This is a genomic window from Desulfosarcina ovata subsp. ovata, assembly GCF_009689005.1.
GTDB lineage: Bacteria > Desulfobacterota > Desulfobacteria > Desulfobacterales > Desulfosarcinaceae > Desulfosarcina > Desulfosarcina ovata.
Genome location: NZ_AP021879.1, coordinates 6,462,798 through 6,481,476 on the forward strand (window position 1 = coordinate 6,462,798; position 18,679 = coordinate 6,481,476).

General features: G+C 56.7%; 13 protein-coding genes. 6 read left to right on the top strand and 7 right to left on the bottom strand.

Annotated features, from left to right (window positions below):
• The first annotated feature begins 159 nt into the window (after positions 1–159).
• The 4 genes from GN112_RS28305 to GN112_RS28320 all read left to right on the top strand — a co-directional run bounded on the left by GN112_RS28305 (position 160) and on the right by GN112_RS28320 (position 2,819).
• Positions 160–1,470 (top strand): ISL3 family transposase, encoded by a 1,311-nt coding sequence (locus GN112_RS28305; RefSeq protein WP_155310574.1) that lies wholly within the window; start codon positions 160–162, stop codon positions 1,468–1,470.
• Positions 1,471–1,746: 276 nt separating this feature from the next.
• On the top strand, positions 1,747–2,100 hold the full coding sequence (locus GN112_RS28310; protein ID WP_155313234.1) for a rhodanese-like domain-containing protein: 354 nt from the start codon (positions 1,747–1,749) through the stop codon (positions 2,098–2,100).
• A 24-nt stretch (positions 2,101–2,124) separates the two neighbouring features.
• Positions 2,125–2,523, top strand: a complete 399-nt coding sequence (locus tag GN112_RS28315; RefSeq protein WP_155313235.1) for a rhodanese-like domain-containing protein — start codon at positions 2,125–2,127, stop codon at positions 2,521–2,523.
• Positions 2,524–2,531: 8 nt separating this feature from the next.
• Positions 2,532–2,819 carry an EthD family reductase gene (locus tag GN112_RS28320; RefSeq protein ID WP_197743424.1) on the top strand — a complete coding sequence of 96 codons (288 nt, stop codon included), beginning with the start codon at positions 2,532–2,534 and terminating at the stop codon, positions 2,817–2,819.
• Positions 2,820–3,090: 271 nt separating this feature from the next.
• On the opposite strand, the gene GN112_RS28325 is transcribed toward GN112_RS28320, so the two are convergent.
• The gene (locus tag GN112_RS28325; RefSeq protein ID WP_162459157.1) at positions 3,091–8,052 is read right to left on the bottom strand and encodes a diguanylate cyclase domain-containing protein; all 4,962 of its coding nucleotides are present in this window, start codon (positions 8,050–8,052) and stop codon (positions 3,091–3,093) included.
• 372 nt (positions 8,053–8,424) lie between these two features.
• Positions 8,425–9,600 carry a DNA polymerase IV gene (gene dinB / locus GN112_RS28330; protein WP_197743425.1) on the bottom strand — a complete coding sequence of 392 codons (1,176 nt, stop codon included), beginning with the start codon at positions 9,598–9,600 and terminating at the stop codon, positions 8,425–8,427.
• Positions 9,601–9,993: 393 nt separating this feature from the next.
• On the opposite strand from dinB, the gene nifA reads away from it, so the two are divergent.
• Positions 9,994–11,517, top strand: a complete 1,524-nt coding sequence (nifA, locus tag GN112_RS28335) for a nif-specific transcriptional activator NifA (RefSeq protein WP_155313237.1) — start codon at positions 9,994–9,996, stop codon at positions 11,515–11,517.
• Between the two features lie 23 nt (positions 11,518–11,540).
• Here nifA and GN112_RS28340 read toward each other — a convergent pair whose 3' ends face one another.
• Positions 11,541–12,101, bottom strand: coding sequence for a hypothetical protein (locus tag GN112_RS28340; RefSeq protein ID WP_155313238.1), 561 nt, complete (start codon positions 12,099–12,101; stop codon positions 11,541–11,543).
• A 157-nt stretch (positions 12,102–12,258) separates the two neighbouring features.
• On the opposite strand from GN112_RS28340, the gene thiD reads away from it, so the two are divergent.
• A complete protein-coding gene (gene thiD / locus GN112_RS28345; RefSeq protein ID WP_197743426.1) occupies positions 12,259–13,089 on the top strand; it encodes a bifunctional hydroxymethylpyrimidine kinase/phosphomethylpyrimidine kinase in 831 nt (276 codons plus the stop codon).
• Positions 13,090–13,145: 56 nt separating this feature from the next.
• On the opposite strand, the gene GN112_RS28350 is transcribed toward thiD, so the two are convergent.
• The 4 genes from GN112_RS28350 to GN112_RS28365 all read right to left on the bottom strand — a co-directional run bounded on the left by GN112_RS28350 (position 13,146) and on the right by GN112_RS28365 (position 18,590).
• Positions 13,146–13,334: a hypothetical protein gene (locus GN112_RS28350; RefSeq protein WP_155313239.1), complete on the bottom strand. Its 189-nt coding sequence runs from the start codon at positions 13,332–13,334 to the stop codon at positions 13,146–13,148.
• 65 nt (positions 13,335–13,399) lie between these two features.
• Positions 13,400–15,256 carry a choice-of-anchor U domain-containing protein gene (locus GN112_RS28355; RefSeq protein WP_162459158.1) on the bottom strand — a complete coding sequence of 619 codons (1,857 nt, stop codon included), beginning with the start codon at positions 15,254–15,256 and terminating at the stop codon, positions 13,400–13,402.
• A 280-nt stretch (positions 15,257–15,536) separates the two neighbouring features.
• Positions 15,537–16,232, bottom strand: a complete 696-nt coding sequence (locus GN112_RS28360) for an anaerobic ribonucleoside-triphosphate reductase activating protein (protein WP_155313241.1) — start codon at positions 16,230–16,232, stop codon at positions 15,537–15,539.
• Between the two features lie 129 nt (positions 16,233–16,361).
• Positions 16,362–18,590, bottom strand: coding sequence for a ribonucleoside triphosphate reductase (locus GN112_RS28365; RefSeq protein WP_155313242.1), 2,229 nt, complete (start codon positions 18,588–18,590; stop codon positions 16,362–16,364).
• Positions 18,591–18,679: the final 89 nt, after the last annotated feature.

Below are 18,679 nucleotides of genomic sequence, written 5' to 3' on the forward strand. Positions count from 1 at the left end.
AGAATCAATTCTCAAATGGGCATCATGAAGTGCCTGGTTCAAAAAGACAACGGATCATCGCGGAATAGTGTGATTCCGAGATATACAGGTACATTTTACTGGACATCAGGAACTGCTTGTGACTATATGTAATGGGAAAAACTCTTTGGAGGATTTCCCATGAAACTACTGCCGTACATAACATCATTTGTAAAGGACGCCGCAAAGTCCGTGAAACGAATTAGCCAGCAGGAATTCACAAGTGTCGCAGATAACACATTGACAGAATTGCTGGGCATAGCGACCTTGTTCGTTACTATGTATGCCCTTCGTCGCGAAGGGGATGAAGACGTGCTGCATCTTCGATGTGCCCATCGTGAAGAGGTTGCTTTGTGTCCCCATTGTGGGGCTCTTTCAACAAAAGTTCATCAGGAGGAGCCTCGTTGCGTACGACATTTGGATGTTTGGGGTAAAAAGACCTTTTTGCATTTCCTGTCCCGCCGTTTCGAATGTGATCAATGTGGTAAGGTTTTCACCGAGGAATTACCATTCGTTGATTCCCATCGTAGGCAATCTTCTGCTTTTGAGATGCGTGTCTATCAATCTTGCCTTACCAGTACACGTAAGGATGTTGCTAAACGTGAGGGGTTAAGCCAATCCACGGTTAAAGAGATCTTCAATCGTCTCGCGGCATTGAAAAAGAGTGTTGGCGTTGACGGCCTGACCCGGGTGCTGGGAATCGATGAAATTTCGCTTAAAAAACGCCACAAGCAATTCGTTCTCGTGATTTCGGATATTTCCAGAAAGTGCATTCTCGCAGTGCTGCCTGACAGGGAGAAACAGACACTGGAAAATTGGATCGAATCGCTGAGTGATCAACAAAAAAAGGCGATCCGATTTGTTTCCATCGATATGTGGGCGCCCTATTATCAAGCCGCTTGCAACAAGCTTCCCCATGCCAAGGTGGTGGTCGACCGGTTCCATGTGATGAAACAACTCAACCACCGTCTGACCCAACTTCGAACCAGATTTCAAAGGCAGTGCGATCCTGAAACACAAAAGATACTCAAGGGTAGCCGTTGGCTCATCGTGCGTAACCGATCCGAATTGTCGACAAAGCAAGCTGATCACTTGGATCAAATATTGGAATTGTGTCCTGATCTTCGCGCATTGTACCTTTTAAAGGAGGAGTTCCGCACGATTTTTGAGAAAGTCAGATGCAGAGAAAAGGCAGCCCGATTTCTTGATGTATGGTGTTTGAAGGCCGAACGTACAGGTGATAAATATCTTTCAAAGTTCTGTAAGACCTTGAAGAACTGGCGAGAGCAGATCTTAAATTACTTCATCGAAAGAATTACAAATGGGTTCGTTGAAGGTACCAATAATTCCCTCAGGGCTATTATACGCATGGCATTCGGCTACAGAAATTTCAACAACTTTAGGATACGGGTACTCGCAGGATTAGGTGATTTTCACACTAATCCGCGATGAGCCAAGACAACTTGATCTAACCCCGATAGAAAAAAAGTTTCCACGAAGGATCGGATTCAAACAGCAAGATTACTTTCGCCGGTAGTACCGTGGGAGAATCAATTTAAGGCATCAAGATCCATTTTCCCAACCTGGGAGATGGTACTTTCATGGCTTTTCTTGTGCGGTTTTGAAAACGAGCATCTCAATTGCGAGTGTCTGTGGTGTCTCAGGGGATACCTGCAAGATGATCGCACCATAAATTAATTAATCGCTGAAAAAAGGAGGAAATGGTTTATGCACAAAAAACTGTTTATTCTAATTTTTTCCCTGCATTTGGTTCTTGTATTTGCAGGGCTTGGGATTGCGGCCAAAGTGCCAGCCCCTGATAAGGGGGGGGATGGCTTTACGGCTGTAACATTGGAAAAGGCAAAACAACTTTTTGATGAGGGAGTAACGGTTGTTGCCTGTCATAGCCATACGACCGATTTTATGAAAGGGCACCCAGAAGGAACCATTCATATAACCTGCCTGGTTCCAAAAGATCATAAAAGAGTCGATATGCCATTAAGTGAGGTAGATTTTGACATAGCGCAATTGCCCTCGGATAAAAATACGCCAATCATGACATATTGTGCGTCTGGTACGTGATGGAAATCCTATCATGCCGCCAGGTTGGCGGTTAAAAACGGCTATAAAAATGTATATTGGATGAGAGATGGTATCAAGGGCTGGAAAAAGGCAGGATACCAGGTTGTAGGTGATGCCAAGCTCCTCGATGACCTGATTGCCCTGAACAAAAATGATTTCAAAGCCCTCTGCCTCTGCGAAAAAGACGCAAGAAAACTGAAAAACTGTACTTTTGTCGACTTCAGGGATAATGCGGACTATGACAAAGGCCACATCAAGGGGGCCAATCATGTAGACTATGCTGATATGTTTTCCAAACCCATGATGGAAGAGTTGAATAAGAGCAATAGTTTAGTAATCATACATGATGACCAAGCTGTAGCAGGTGTCATTGCAGCAACACTTAAACTGATGGATTACCCTGATGTTTATATCCTTAGATGATTTTTTAATTGTATGAATTTTTTAATTTTGGTGCGATCATTTTTATCAACAACAAACATGTTTCCATGGCTCAGGGGAAACTAGGGGATGCATTGAAAAAGGCTGATGTTGATCAAGGACTTAGTGGAGCGGAACCAGGATCACAAGCTGTTTATCTCGCTATGTGCCATCTTTATTTCGACTCGGTAGAGGATTTTCAAAATTCTTTTGGCCCGAATACTGAGGAATTTTTGGCTGATATTCCCAATTTTACCAATACTCAACCTATTATTCAAATAAGCGAAGTGAAAATTTAGAATAATCGGCTGAAAGGGACTTGCGATTTCTAAATGTTCATCTTCATCGAGACAGAAAGTAAGGCGTACTTCACTTCTTGAGGTCGTCTTGTGTTTTTATTTCAGCACCACCACAATGAATTTTGAAACTAGGCGGAAGACCTTATCCCACAATGCGCAATCGTCTGGATTCGCTGATTGATGGGATCTTTGAAATCAAGGGGAGCACCGATATCCGTATGCAGGCTTTGCCGGTGGCGTAAAACAGAAGTATTTGTCTTCTTGCTTTATCTTATGTACAAGGTTGGGTTTCCTTCCCATCAATGATGTTGGCGGCTGCGACCACCCGGTTACGGCCTGTTCGTTTCGCCTCGTAGAGTGCGTTGTCGGCTGCCTTGAGGAGCTGTTCGGCGATAGTGGTCGGGGCGGGGACTGTCGCAGCGACGCCGATGCTGATGGTCACGATTCGGTGCTTCGCCTTCACGTGCGGTTCGGCGAGGGCCGCTATTGTGGTGCGGATACGTTCAGCGATCTTGTGAGCAGTAGTAAGATCCGTCTTTGGCAGCACGATGGTGAATTCCTCGCCGCCGTAGCGGGCGACCAGGTCCGTGTCGCGGACGGCTCCCTGCATAGCCCCCGCGACCTCGCGCAGGCAGTCGTCTCCGGCTTGATGCCCGTAGTGATCATTGTAGCGCTTGAACTCGTCGATATCGATCATGGCTAGGGCGAGCGGGGTGCCAGGCCGGATCGCGCGCCGCCATTCCATGTCGAGTGTTTCGGTGAGGCGCCGCCGGTTTGACAGGCCAGTGAGGGCATCAGTGACGGCGAGCAATTCGAGCTGACCGTTGGCCGCCTGCAGGGCCTGGGTGCGCTCGGCCACCTTACGCTCGAGCTCGGTGTAGAGCATGGCGTTGTCGAGCGAGACCGACAGCTGTCCCGCGATGAGCCGGACGGTGTCGAGGCGGTTGGTGCCGAACGCCGACCGGCTGCGCCGGTTTTCCAGCAGCAGCAACGCGCTGATCTCATCCCTTGTCTGGAGCGGAACGACCAGCAGGGCACAGCTGTCGAGGGCGGTCAGGTAGGGGTCGTGGGCGAACCGGTCGTCACGGGTGGCGTCTTCGACCAGCAAGGGCTGGTGGGTGCGCTCCACGTAGCGGACCACCGAGAGCGGCACCCGTCCGGCGGCCGTTTCCTGCGTGATCGAGAGGTGTTCATGACCCTTGTGATGCGGCAGGTACCAGCCGCCTTGGTTCGGGTCGCGCAGCAGCATGCGGGCCGAGGTGGCGCCGGTGAGCCCGCACAACAGGTCGGCGACACGTACTTGCAACCGGGCGAGGCTCGTTTCGGAGCTGAGTGACTGCGAAGCGCGTAGGATGGCGAGGACGTCCACCGAATCCGCGGATAGATTGGATGAGGAATTGCTACCGATCGTGCTCCAGGTGCCTCGTTGGGTAGAGCCGCACGATTTGGCCGTCTGTGCCTTCAGAAACGGGAACTCAAGTTCCAGATGGTCAACCTTCCCGGTCGCTCCCCAAGCCTGGTAGAACTGTCGCGCTTCGCGCAGTGCCGCCCGACCCGCGTGCTCGATATTCTGGGCCAAATAGAACCGCCCGCTGCGTTCGGCGATAATCGCTCGGTGCCAAGGACGCTGCCGGTGTTCGATTTCATGCCGGGCGCTGTCGTAGGCCCGGATCGCCGCTTCGACGTCCCCGATCGCGGCGGCGCGTTCGGCGTCGAGCAGGGCGAGAAGGTGGGCGAAGTTGGCTGGTGCCTCGACGGTGCGGGCGGCCATCCAGGCCCGATATTGGTCGAATTCATTCAGCAGGTCCTTCCGTGCTTGCGGGGCCGCCGCCGCGACCTGCCCGGAAAGCGCCAGACCTTGGACCAGGCGTCCCCACAGGGAGGCGATGCTGCTCTCATAGACCGGAAGAAGCGCGATCGCGCTGCCTGCATGTTCGGCCAGCGCCGTCCGGTCACAGAACACGTCTGCGACGATGGCATGCGTGAGGTGATACTGCGCCAACGCGGCCGGGTTGGCATCCAGGGTTGCCCGGTAGGCGGCATCATCGAACGAGCCGTCACTGAACGCACCCGGTGCGTTGGTCCTGCCTTGCAAGGCCTGCACTGCCTGCCGTACCGAATGGATGAAGGCCCTGACAAGGCTGTTGCCGGTGCGCTCCGTGAAGGCTTCGCCAGTTTCGATCTCCGCTAAAGCGTCGTCGAGCGTGGGGCCCCACTCCAGGGCCTCCCAGATCGAGCCGTAAAAACTGAGCCCGGAGTACATCATCTCGCCGCCCCGTACCAGGCCCTCGAAGCCGCGGCGGAGCGTCCGCAGGCAGTCCTCCAGCGGCTCGAACCAGTGCCCCGCACTCAGACCGTAGAGCATGCGCGCCGTCGAGGTCTGCGGTTCGAAGCCAAGCGCCTTGCCAACCGCCAGCACCCGGCTGACGGTGGCGAATCCGGTCCGGTAGTCACTGCGCAGGGCGACGGTCACGAAGCTGGCGTGGGACAGGGGGGTGACCAGCCCGGGCAAGGGTCCGCCGTGCGCCCATAACTGCGCGGCCGAGGTCACTATCCATGGCATTACCGGGGCGCCAGCGAAGAAGGCGGGCGGTACCAGCTTGTCGATGATCTTCGCCACAGCCTTGGTACACGGATCGGGGTTCGGGCCCCGCCGCACATCCTCGTCGACGCTCCCGCTGGACACCCAGTCCCGCAGAGCGTCCAGTCCCTGTTCAATCTCCGGCAGGAGGTCGCCGGCGGCCGGGGCCGGGTTCCCGAGCTCCGCAAGAACGCTCAGACCGAGTTCCGTGGCCTCCTCCGGCCGGGCGCGGTTCATCAGACTCATCATCTGCGCGCTGGCCGCCTCAGCCCGTAGCAGCGGATCGTCGCAGATCGCCTCGATGATTTCCCAGAGACGGTCCAACTCCTCGAACCGGCTGAGACCGAGCAGCGCGGCATGCCGTTCGACCGTCAGCTCGACGCGCAGCCGGGCACGCTCGCTCTGCGACGCGTCGGTGTCCTCGACCAGGTCGATGGCTGCGGCAAGGAAGCGCTCGGTGAGCGCGTAGTTGGCCAGCCGCCGGGCGTGACCGGCGGCCTGGCGAAACAACAGCGCGGCGCGGATTCGCTCCGCCGGGTCAGTCAGGAGCGCCAGCGCCGCCAGGTACTGCTCGGCCGCGACCACCCTGAATCCGGGCACATCGGCAAGTTGGCGGGCCACAGCAAGGTGCCGGACTCGCCGATCCGAAGGCGTCAGCCCCCCGTAGGTGGCCTGTTGAATCCGATCGTGGCGAAAGCGCACCGTCCCCCCTTGCTCCATGACCAGCAGACCGTCTTCGAGCGCCGGGGTGAGTGCGGCCTCGACCCGGGCCGCCGATGCGTCCGTCTCGATCGGCCCGGTTCCTGCGGCGGCCTGCAGCAGGGACAACTCGACATCGCCGCCCAGGCAGGCCATGAGGCGCAGGATATCCTGGGACGGCTCCGGCAGCGCCAGAATCCGCTGGGTGAGCAGCGTCACCACGTCGCCAAGGTCGATGTGCTGACGGATCGCGGCAGCGTCCCAGGTCCAGCCATCGTCCTCAAGAGTGAGCACACCTTCCCGGCGCAAAGCGTTGACGAACTCCACCGTGTCGAACGGGTTCCCCCCCGAGTGGGGTTGGATTGCGTCCGCCAGTGCCGCGGCTGCGGGCCCGGTGATGCGTAACATGTCGCCCAGGAGCGTCCCGAGGTCCGCTGCCGGCAGGTTGGTCAGGCGCACATACCTCGGACCGTCCTCCAGGCTTTGCCACCGCTGGAGTACCGCGGACAGTGGGTGCGTCGCGTCCACCTCGTTGTCGCGGTAGGCCCCCACCAGCAGAATCCCGTGCAGGCCGTGGTCGGCGATCACGGCGTCCATGAAGCCCATCAGTATCGACCCGGCCCATTGCAGATCGTCCAGAACCACAACGATCGGTAGTTCCGCCCGGGCCAGCGCTCGAAGCATGCTCAGAGCAGCCTGCTGCAGCCGGGCCTGGACACGCACGGGGTCGTCGTCGGCCTCCGCCGGCACACCGAGTACCGTGGCCATCTCCGGTACCATCGCCGCGATCAGGCCGGCGTTGGCGTCCAGCGCCTCGAGCAGACGCGGCCGAAGCGCTGTCAGCTCATTCTCGGGCTCGGCCAGAAGCAGTCGGCCCACGCCTCGCAGGGCCTGGCACAGCGCATCCGAGGCGGCATCCTGGCGGTACTGATCGGACTTGCCGCTGACGAACCAGCCACCGGCAGCGGTGATCAGCGGCCGTAACTCGTCGATGAGCGACGTCTTGCCGACGCCGGGTGCGCCACCGATCAGCAGCCCCCGACAACGTCCTGCGATCGCGTCATCCAGGGCCGCGCGCAGGATTTCGATCTCCGGCGCGCGGCCGACCAAGTGGGAGGGCGCAGCCAGCCGCCACGGGAAGTCCCGCTCCCCGAGAATGAAGTTTGTGTCCTCTTCCCGCACCAGGGCCCGGCGTAGCCGGCGCAGATCGTATAGCACCCCCACGGCGCTCTGGTAGCGGTTGTCCGGCTCCTTCTCCAACAATTTGCCGATGATGCGCGACAACGCCGGCGGCACCTGCGGGTTGCGCTCCCAGGCCGGGGTCGGAACCCGGGTCAGATGATCGTGGACCAGTTGCAACAGATCCCCGTCACCAAAGGGCGGTTCTCCGGTGGCCAGCTCGTACAAAGTGGCGCCCAGCGAATAGAGGTCGGCTCTCTGATCCACTGCCCACCCGGTGCGTCCGGTCTGTTCGGGTGCCAGGTAAGGCAGGGTGCCGACGATATCCTTCACGTGAGTAAACGCCGGACGCTCCAGTGCGAAGGTGGTCGCCAGATCGAAGTCAATGAGAATCGGCCTTGCAGGGTCGCCGGCTACCACGATGTTGTTCGGGTTAATGTCCTTGTGAATCACGCCATGACGGTGGATTGCCTCGACGATCCCGGATAGATCCTCGGCGAACGCGAGCAGGTCGTCCACCCGCATCGGGCCGGTCTCCACCAACTCCGGTAATATGACACCGCCGGAGTCCTCAAGGAGAACGGCATCCTTCTCATCTGCCCCAACCATTATCTGCGGAATTCGCTCGACGTCGGTCAATCGGCGTAAAATCGACATTTCGTGCCTGCGCCGTGCCGTCCTCCCCGGCCCACGCATCTCCTTACGGATCACGTTACCGGTTGTCGTCGAGATCCGTGACACCAGCGTGCGGTCACCCTGAAACAGTACGTCCATACTCAATGCATCCCTCTCTCGGCGCCGATGTCGTCGTCTTCGACCCATGATCGATTCATCTATCTCGATAGACGACCATACGATCTTCTGCAAGTAATTTTTACGACAAGGTTCTGTTACTATCGTTTCACAGTGAACAAGTTGGGCTGGCAGTATTGTCCCGGAATATTCAAAAATTGGGTGCGATGCTGAAAGAACAGACGGTAAAGAAAATGAAGCGCCGCAAAAAAACTGCTGGCCTGTCTTTTGATTAGGCGATTGGCGGAAAAGAATATACCAGGATGCGCAGGATTTTCATTCGGCCATAAGGCGCTAAATGCTGCCATCGTCAAGCAATTTGGTTGGTATGCAGATTGTTCTTGATTGGTTTCTTCAGTCCATTGCCATATCGTCCGGTGGCTGCAGGCTGCCCCGGTGAACGGCGGACTGACCGAACCGGTCGGCGATGCGATCCACCACCCGATCGACGGTTTCCCATCCTTTGGCCGTGGGATCGGCCGTTTCAAATAGACTGACTTGTTGGGGCGTGGTGTCGGCGATAAGCGTCGAGGCGCCGATGCCGATCAATCGGATTGGGGTGCCTAAGGGCTGGCGATCCAGCAGGCCCACGCCGGTACGGAAAATCGTTTCCGATGACTGGCTGGGGTGCTCAAGGGTGGTGCTGCGGGTGATCTGTTTGAAATCGGACTGCTTCAATTTGAGGGTGATGGTGCGGGCCAGATATCCCTGGCGGCGCAACTGGCGTCCCACGTCCTGGCTTTGGGCCAGCAGGTGCTGGCGCAACCGGTCGCGATGTTGGGTATCGGCCGGCAGGGTCCGCTCACTGGAAATGGATTTGGCGGGGGCATGGGCAATCACATGGGTGTCGTCCCGACCATGGGCCAGATCCACCAGCCGGTGACCGAATTTGCCCAGCCGTTCAACCAGCAGGGCAGGGGCATACCGGCACACATCACCAAGGTGGACGATCCCCAGACGGTTGAGCTGTCCCAGGGCCTGGCGGCCCACTCCGGGCACCTTTTCCACCGGCAGGCTACCTATCAGTCCGGTTACCCGTTCGGGGGGGATGACCGTCAGACCGTCCGGCTTGTTCAGGTCGGAGGCAACCTTGGCCAGGAATTTAAGCGGGGCTACGCCGATGGAGCAAGTCAGGGATACCTGGTTCCGGATTTCGGATTTGATCAATCGGGCCATGGTCTTCGGTGGTCCGAAGAGGCGCCCGCAGCCAGCGGCATCCAGATAGGCTTCATCGATGGAAACCTGTTCCACCACCGGTGAATAGCGGTGCAAAATGGCCATGACCGCTCGGGAAACCTCGCCGTAGCGGGCTTTGCGCGGCGGCACGATGGTCAGGTGCGGGCAGCGCTGCTTGGCCATGAACATGGGCATGGCGCTGTGAATGCCATATCGGCGGGCGGCATAACTGGCCGCCGCCACCACGCCGCGACCCGAAGCGCCACCGACCACCAGGACCTTGCCCGCCAATTCGGGATGGTCGAGCTGCTCCACAGCGGCAAAAAAGGCATCCATATCGATGTGCATGATCATGGCGATACTCTATCGTGTTCATTGCCGGCTTTCAAGACAGCAGCCTGGGAGAGTGGTACCGTGCTTCAACGGACTCCGCCCCTGGGGGGCATCGTTTTTTCATTTCTGTATGTTGACCACCGCCATCCTGGTGCATCCGCCATCGGGACCGGGATTCGACGCCGATCCGGCTGGGAATATTTTAATATACTGAAAAAATATATAATACCGTTGTTCATCAAATGCCTGGCGCGCATTTCAATCACCACTGGGTTGGTCAACGGCATGACGCCCACAGAAATATATGGGGGCCGATGGTTTTCCGGACTTGCCAGAGTTTACAAAAATGTTGTAAGCAGCATGCGATTGTACAATTTGCGAGTTGCTGCGTAAGATCGTGAAAAAGGACATGCGATGAAAGCCATTGAACAGGTTACCCTGCTTTACGAGATTTCCAATGCTCTGAACGAACATCTGGACCTGAAAAAATCGATGTACAAGGTGCTGGACATTCTCTCCACAGCCTTGCAGATGGAGCGTGGCACCATCTCTATCCTCAATCCGCTGAGAAACGAAATCAGTATCGAGGTGGCCCACAGTCTCTCCAAAAGTGCCATGGAGCGGGTCAAGTACAAACTGGGTGAGGGAATTATCGGCCGGGTCATCGAAACCGGCGAGGCGGTTGCGATTCCCAAGATCAGTCAGGAACCGCTGTTTCTCAACCGGACGGCGTCACGTAAAATCAAGGGCATGGGAGAGATCTCCTTTATCTGCGTACCGGTTCAAAAAGGCACCCACGTGGTGGGTGCCTTGAGCGTGGACCGTACTTTTGATCCGGACTATTCCCTGGAAGACGGCACCAAGCTGCTGTCGGTCGTGGCCACCATGCTGGCCCGCCATGCCATCAATCTGGAGACCATCCAACTGGAGAAGGAGGCCCTGCGGGACGAGAACAAACGGCTGCGTGACGAGTTGGAAAACAAGTACCGCATCAACAACATCATCGGTAACAGCAACAAGATGCGGGAGGTGTTCCAGATGATCAGCCAGGTGTCGCGCAGCAATGCCACCGTGTTGATCCGTGGAGAGAGCGGCACCGGAAAGGAACTGGTGGCCAACTCGATTCATTACAGCTCCACCCGCTCCAAGGGGCCGTTTGTTAAGGTCAACTGTGCGGCGATCCCCAATAATCTGATCGAGAGCGAGCTGTTCGGCCATGAAAAGGGGGCCTTTACCGGAGCGGTCAAACAGAAGCCGGGGCGTTTTGAACTGGCCCATAAGGGCACCATTTTCCTGGATGAGATCGGCAGTATCGAACCCGACGTGCAGGTGCGCCTGCTTCGGGTTCTGCAGGAGCGGGAGTTCGAACGGGTCGGTGGACACAAGACCATAAAGGTGGACGTGCGCATTATTGCGGCGACCAACAAGAACCTGGAACAGGCGGTTGATGAGGACTCTTTTCGCGGCGATCTGTATTACCGCTTGAACGTGTTTCCCATTTATATGCCGCCCTTAAGGGAGCGCAAGACCGACATCCTGCTGCTGGCGGATTTTTTTCTGGAACGCTACGCCGAGGAGAACGGGCGCGAGGTCAAACGGCTTTCCACCCCGGCCATCGACATGCTGATGGCCTATCACTGGCCCGGCAATGTGCGCGAGCTGGAAAATTGTGTCGAACGGGCTGTGCTGCTTTGTGAGGAAGGCGCCATCCACAGTTATCACCTGCCGCCTTCCCTGCAGACGGGCAAGGAGAGCGGGACGTTGCCGGACCTCTCCCTGGAAGACGCCGTGGCTGCCCTGGAGAAAGAGATGATCATCGATGCCCTGAAAAATACCCGTGGCAATATCACCCTATCCGCCGAAGTGTTGAAAACGACGGTGCGCAAGTTCGCCTACAAGGCAAAAAAGTTCGGCGTGGATTATCGGACCTATAGATAAGGAAGATGTTTTTGAGGGACGCTTCAGGACGCGCTGTCCGGATTCGCGCGGATACGGCTGACCAGTTCGTTTTCGCCGCGGATGGCGTTGGCCAGCTGTCGGGTGAGGGTCCCTTTTTGTGAATTGATTTTGGCGATGCTGTTTTTCCGGTCCACCAGCCAGGACACAAACATTTTCTCGATTTGTGCGCCCGTTTCGGTCAGTGACTTTGCCAGGCGGGCATGGGCTTCGGTAAGGGACTGGGTCTGCGGATCGATAATTCCGCGCTGGTCGGGGAACTGCTTGGCGATGCGTTTCAGCCGATCCATTTCTTTGTTCATCATCACCACGATATCGTCCAGCGTGATCAGATTGTGGTACAGGGCCGGTGATACGGCGTCATGGACGAAACGGATAATTTCCGGCTTCATTTTTACGGCGCCGAGTTTGGTGCGCAGCGGCTCCTTTTTATAATACTTGGTATAGGCGTAATATCCCCCACCGGCGGCGATGGCGAGGACCAGCACCAGGGCGATGAGAACCCCGGCGGCTCCGCCGCGGGCGTTATTGATCAATTTACGTGCATTGCATATGTCGTTTCGCATGATCGTTTTCGATGATAGCTGATGGCTGGTTTTTTATCCAACCGGTAATGTTAAAAAATCCGAAAGATCCGTGTTGCCCGAACCGGGGTTCACAACAATTATCGGTCGGTGGCCGGAAACCTGAATTGCTTTTGCGCCTTGGATTGCAAAAGGGGATATGAAAAGGAGAACGTCATTGCGTGTGGCCCTGACCATTGCCGGTTCCGATTCGTCGGGCGGGGCGGGAATTCAGGCGGATCTGAAGACCTTCCAGGCCCTGGGGGTGTTCGGTATGAGTGCTGTCACGGCAGTAACGGTGCAGAATACACAGAAAGTTTTTGCCATTCAGGAGGTGCGGCCGGAGATCGTTCATGACCAGATCACCTGCCTATTCGACGATTTGCCCATCCATGCGGTGAAAATCGGGATGGTGGCCAGCGTAGCGTTGATCGAGGCCATTGCCCGGGCCTTGCGATCGGTCGGCACCCTGCCACCGGTGATTCTGGACCCGGTAATGGTTTCAAAAAGCGGTTACGCTCTGCTGCAGCCCGACGCCCGGACCGCTCTGGTTCGGCACCTGTTTCCATTGGCCCGGGTGGTGACCCCCAACCTGCCTGAAGCCGAAGCCCTGCTCGGCAGAACCATTTCCGATATTTCAGCGATGAAGGATGCGGCCCGGGAAATTGCATCCCTGGGGGGCGGGAACGTTGTCGTTAAGGGGGGGCACCTGGGCGATCAGGACGCGACGGATGTGCTTTTCGACGGGACGGCCTTCAAGTTGCTCGATAGCCGACGGATCGATACGGTCAATACTCACGGCACCGGATGCACCTTTTCCTCGGCCATTGCCGCCCATATGGCCCGCGGGGTGCCGTTTTTCGATGCGGTGGCCCGGGCCAAAACCTATATCACCGGCGCCATCGCCCATGCCCTGCCGCTGGGCCGGGGATGTGGACCCACCCACCATTTTTACGATCTATACCGGCGGGCAGGAATGGAGATCGGCTGAATGGTGAGGGCCAGCCGCCCCCACCACCAGCACTGCGCAAAGAGCGCACCCATTAATCAGGCATAACGCCGCCTGTCGCGCCACTCTCCATGGCTGTCATCCTCGCACTGGCCCTGACGGCGGTCAGTGGTGGTCCGGCGTTCGGGAATATACCAGTCGTAAGTCAATACCCGGCGGTCAATCCCTGCCCGCCGTTCGTTGATGACCGGTTTCAATTGCTGGCGATGATTCTTCTTGGTGAGCATCTTCGGTTCTCCTGGTTTATCTTTTTCACGCTCAATTATGTTAAGAGACGATCGCGTCGAATTGGTTAGTGCCATGCACGGAATTTTCTTTTCAGCCACTGCCAGGCCATGTCGATCCATGGACCGTTTTCCTGGGTGATGGTGGTGATGAAGCATCCCCCACCGCCACCGCCTCCACCAGAGGAGGAAGAAGATTCGCTTGAGGAAGAAACCGAAGCGGTGTCCGAACCCACAGAAGAGATTCCAGAGGGGTCGACGATGATGCCGTTGGCGACGCCATCTTCGTCGCCGGTACCGCCATCGACCAGCGTCAAGGTCACACTTTTGCGGTCCTCCGCGAAAACCGAATCCTCGTAAACTTCCCATCCGGTATCGCTGTCGTATTTGTAAAGCTGTGAACTCTCATCCACAGTGGTTGAGAAGTAGATGGTCACCGTCGCTGCCGCGCCCACTTCGTCAAGATAGAGCTTAAAGCCGATCAGTCCGAATATCATATCCACGCTCTGGTCCGGAACGGTCTCCGAAGAGATGGATTTGACCGAGAACAGAGTAATGTTGCCGGAAACCGCCTTGACCCCGACAACGGTTTGTCCCTCCACTGTATTGATCGGTTTGAGGTCGTCTTCCAGAGCATCGTCGATCCCGTTCTCATTGAGATCAACGCTTTCGCTGACTTCCTGATCGTCCGGAACACCGTCGGTATCCGTGTCGTCCGAGCTTTCCGCAGTGATGAAGCTCGACACCTCCGACCATTCCGATTCGCCGCTGCGCGTGTCGATAAACCGTACCCGCCAGTAGTAGACGGTATCGTAATCCAGGACCATGTCTCCCACCTGGTAGGCGGTTAACTGGGTGGTGCTGGTTTCATCCAGAACCAACTCGGAAAAATCGTTTTCGGTACTGATCTGCCATTGGGACTGATAGTGATCATCGCTGTCCGGATCAAAGTACGCGCCCGAGATCAGTACCGGGGTAAGACCGACGAATTCATCCGCGTAGACGGACTCGATGGTCGGTGTATCCGGAACCGTGTTGGCCATTGAGGCCACAGGATCGGTCTGGGCTTCGTATTCCTCCAGATTGCTCACGCCGTCCCCGTCCGCATCCAGCCCGGCATCATCCGTGTACGGATCCAGGCCATATTCCGATTCCCACTGGTCGGGCATCCCATCATTATCATCGTCACTGTCTGCATTGTCGCCAATGCCGTCACTGTCGTTATCCGCCCACTCCGTCGGATCTTCGGGAAACGCGTCCAGAACGTCGGGGACATTGTCGCCATCCCTGTCGGTGCTGTCGGATTTAAGGACGTTGACCGTGGTGGTCGCAACAGACGTGCTGCCGTCATCGTCGGTTACCGTCAGGCTGAAGGTCAGGCTTTCCCCATCGGTGTCGACGACCGGGGCGGTGAACGTGGCCTGAGCCTGCGCTGTTCCGCTGATGGTGATGCTGGTTCCACCGGTCTGTTCCCACAAATAGCTGGCAATCGAACCGTCGCTGTCACTGGAAGCGGTTCCGTCCAGCGTTACCGCATCGCCTTCGTAAACCGTCTGGGAATCACCGGCGGAGGCGCTGGGGGCCTGATTGGTAACTGTTGCGGCCGGCGTGTAGGAAACTTCTTCGGAATCCGCACTTTCGAGCGTTCCGTCATAGGCACGAACGACAAAGTAATACGTGGTTCCTTCGACGAGTCCGGTCAAGGTGCAGGTGGTCTCGTCACCTTCCCAGAGGGGGGACTGATAATCATAGCTCTGCCCTTCTTCGCGTGCAAAAACCCGATAGCCTTCGGGTTCGGGGTCATTGGCATCCCACGCCAAGGTGACGTTGGCGGCAATGGCGGAAAGTGGGCTGAGAAATACGGCCAGGATAAAGGCGATATGGCCGAGGGCAATACCTGTCAAATGGAGTGGCTTTTTTTGCATGGGCAAGGGTGGTTTTCCGGATCGATTTTTTTTGTGTTGGTGCATACCACCACCTTCCCGAAGAGTTCGGGTAACAAAAAGCAAAGCAATTGTTCTGCCAGTTGATCAGCAATACGGAGAATCTCTGATATCTGACTGATATTGAAGATGATAACTTCTATTTCAAAGAAATAGCGATGCTGTGTCCGGGCATTGGGAAAAGATGACGGGTAAGGGTGGTAACCGGGTTGTGCAAAAAACGTAACCGGCAGGGCAGGGGCAGGTGGTTCGCGGCGGTTGATCAGCGGATGGCGCAGTGGCCGACAAACGGTTCGGCGACCACCTTTAACTCACCCATGGCGTCGGGAAGCAGGGTCGGATCCGGTTCCCCGTTGAATGCCGGATCGAGGCATGCCGCCCGGCGGTTGAACGGCTGAAGCACATAGCGGTCGGCCCCTTGAATCGTTTGGGCAATGGTTGCCATGGCCGCCGCGTCAACAAACGGTTTGACACAGGTGGTGCGAAATTCATAGGCCGGGGCAGAGGCCATGATCAAGCGGATGCTCTCCATCAGCCGGTCGGCGATCTGCGGCTGAACACAAAACGGGTGGTAGCGGTCAAGGGGAGCTTTGATGTCCATGGCTACAAAATCCACCAGATGCTCGTCGAGCAGCCGGCCCAGCACATCGGGCCGGCTGCCGTTGGTGTCCAGTTTGACCGGATATCCAAGGGTCTTGATCAATCCGCACAGATCGGCAATGCGTTTGTTGAGGCTGGGCTCACCGCCGGTAATCACCACGCCCTCGAGCATGCCCTGGCGGGATGCTAAAAAATCCAGCACGGTTTCCAGCTCGATCCGCTCCGGGTATTCACCCCGGGCAAGGTCAGCATTGTGGCAGTAGGGGCAGATAAAATTGCACCCGGTGACGAACAGGACGCAGCTGATTTTCCCGGGATAATCGATAAACGAATTTTTCTGAAAGCCCGCCAAGATCATGGACGTTTTTCTGTTTTCGGCGATGGTTAAGGGAAATGACGTCTTGATGGATGAGTTGAGCGACTTCCCGGTGCCCGCCCGGCGCGGCGTTTCATTGCCATTGGCGGGCACCCTTGATCAACAGTCTTGTTACACCGACCCGGCCCGGCGCTGCAGGTCATTTTCTGGCGGAAGCGGCAGATCGGTTCCGACGCCCTCATCGATGGGCAGGGGGCAGGGGACCGCTTCTTTGACGGCAATGGCGGCCGTCACCCCCGGTGCCGCTTCCTGGGAAATCTTGAAGGTTTGCCTCCGACGGTACTCGGCCTGTTTGCCGTCGTTCCACTGCTTGACCGGCCGCAGGTATCCAACCACCCGGGAGTAAACTTCCGTTTCGCGGTCACAGTGGGGGCAGCGGCTCTGCTCGCCATTGAGGTAGCCGTGGGACGGGCAGACCGAAAAGGTGGGCGTCAGGGTGAAATAGGGCAGGTGATAACTGCCCGAAACCTTGCGGATGATCGATTTTACCGTTTCGATATCACTGACCTGCTCACCGAGGAAGAGATGCAGGACCGTGCCGCCGGTATATTTGGTCTGCAGGTTGTCCTGAAGCGTCAGGGTGTCGAAGATATCGTCAGTGTAATTGACCGGCAGTTGCGTCGAGTTGGTGTAGTAGGGCACGGCTCCCTTACGGACATCCTCTTCGTTGGCGCACCGGATATCCGGATAACGCTTTTTGTCGATCATGGCCAGGCGGTAGGAGGTTCCTTCGGCCGGTGTGGCCTCCAGGTTGAAAATATCGCCGGTGCGGTCCTGAATTTCCGCGAGCATGTTGCGCAGCGTGTCCATGACCTTGACGGAAAACACTTGACCCTGGGCGGTGGTAATATCGTCGGAGAGAAAATTGAGGCAGGCCTCGTTCATACCTACGATGCCGATGGTCGAGAAGTGGTTTTTCCAGTAGACACCCGAACGGTTTTTGATGTCGCGCAGGTAGAATTTGGAATACGGGTAGAGGTGCTTGTCGGTAAACTGCTCCAGCACCTTGCGTTTGATGGCCAGGCTTTCAATGGCCAGGTTCACGCGCTCCTGGAGAAGATCGAAAAATTCCGCCTCATCCTTGGCCACATGGCCGATGCGCGGCAGATTGATGGTGACCACGCCGATGGAGCCGGTGAGCGGGTTGGCGCCAAACAGACCCCCGCCGCGTTTAAGCAGTTCGCGGTTGTCCAGTCGCAGGCGACAGCACATGGAGCGGGCGTCTTCGGGCGACATGTCCGAATTGACAAAGTTGGAGAAGTAGGGGATTCCGTATTTGCCGGTCATCTGCCAGACGGTCTCCAGATTGGGGTTGTCCCAGTCAAAATCCCGAGTGATGTTGTATGTGGGGATGGGAAAGGTGAAGACGCGGCCTTTGGCGTCACCCTCGATCATCACTTCGGCAAAGGCCCGGTTGAAAATGTCCATCTCCGCCTGAAAGTCGCTGTAGGTGGCCTTTTTTTCTTTGCCGCCGATGATCGCCGGGTGGTCTTTCAGGGTGTGGGGCACGTAAAGATCCATGGTGATGTTGGTAAAGGGCGTCTGGAAACCCACCCGTGTGGGGATGTTGATGTTGAAGACGAATTCCTGCAGGGCCTGTTTGACCTTGTTGTAACTCAGCTTGTCGTAACGGATGAATGGCGCCAGCAGGGTGTCGAAATTGGAAAGGGCCTGAGCGCCGGCCGCTTCTCCCTGGAGGGTGTAGAAAAAATTGACGATTTGTCCCAGGGCCGAGCGTAGGTGTTTGGGCGGCGCGCTTTCCACCTTGCCTTCCACCCCTTTGAATCCGTTGCGCAAAAGATCGGTGAGATCCCATCCCACACAATAAACCGACAGGAGGCTCAGATCGTGAATGTGCAGGTCGCCGTCGGCATGGGCGCGCCGGATTTCCGGGGGGTAGATTTTGTTGAGCCAGTATTCCGAGGTGACGTCCGATGAGATGTAATTGTTGAGTCCCTGCAGCGAGTAGCACATGTTGCTGTTCTCTTTGATTTTCCAGTCCAGCTTGCGAATGTAGTGCTCGACCAGATCCACGTTTGCCTTGGTGGCGATGCGGCGGATCTGGGCATGCTGCTCACGGTAGATAATGTAAGCTTTGGCGGTTTTGTAGTAGGGAGAATCCAGAAGCACCCGCTCAACAATATCCTGAACCTCCTCCACCTCCGGGGTGGGGCCCAGGCGGAGTTCATGGGCCAGGGTCAACACCCGCAGGGTCATTTTCCTGGCTTCCCGTTCACCAAACTCTCCGGTTGCCAGCCCGGCCTTGGTAATGGCTGCGGTAATCTTTGAGGAATCGAATTCGACAATACGACCATCACGTTTTCTGATCTCTTCTATCACAGGGCTCTCCTCGGGTATGACTGTCAGGTTGCGACGATTCGAAGCGACGAAAAAATGCCATTGCCGGCATTTTTCCAGGGGGTGCAACA

What these genes read in the sequence shown, in the direction of transcription:
- GN112_RS28325 (WP_162459157.1), bottom strand. Translation starts at nt 8,052, where the DNA reads ATGGACGTACTGTTTCAGGGTGACCGCACGCTGGTGTCACGGATCTCG.
- GN112_RS28360 (WP_155313241.1), bottom strand. Translation starts at nt 16,232, where the DNA reads ATGATCTTGGCGGGCTTTCAGAAAAATTCGTTTATCGATTATCCCGGG.
- GN112_RS28340 (WP_155313238.1), bottom strand. Translation starts at nt 12,101, where the DNA reads ATGCGAAACGACATATGCAATGCACGTAAATTGATCAATAACGCCCGC.
- thiD (WP_197743426.1), top strand. Translation starts at nt 12,259, where the DNA reads ATGAAAAGGAGAACGTCATTGCGTGTGGCCCTGACCATTGCCGGTTCC.
- GN112_RS28305 (WP_155310574.1), top strand. Translation starts at nt 160, where the DNA reads ATGAAACTACTGCCGTACATAACATCATTTGTAAAGGACGCCGCAAAG.
- GN112_RS28310 (WP_155313234.1), top strand. Translation starts at nt 1,747, where the DNA reads ATGCACAAAAAACTGTTTATTCTAATTTTTTCCCTGCATTTGGTTCTT.
- nifA (WP_155313237.1), top strand. Translation starts at nt 9,994, where the DNA reads ATGAAAGCCATTGAACAGGTTACCCTGCTTTACGAGATTTCCAATGCT.
- GN112_RS28355 (WP_162459158.1), bottom strand. Translation starts at nt 15,256, where the DNA reads ATGCAAAAAAAGCCACTCCATTTGACAGGTATTGCCCTCGGCCATATC.
- dinB (WP_197743425.1), bottom strand. Translation starts at nt 9,600, where the DNA reads ATGATCATGCACATCGATATGGATGCCTTTTTTGCCGCTGTGGAGCAG.
- GN112_RS28350 (WP_155313239.1), bottom strand. Translation starts at nt 13,334, where the DNA reads ATGCTCACCAAGAAGAATCATCGCCAGCAATTGAAACCGGTCATCAAC.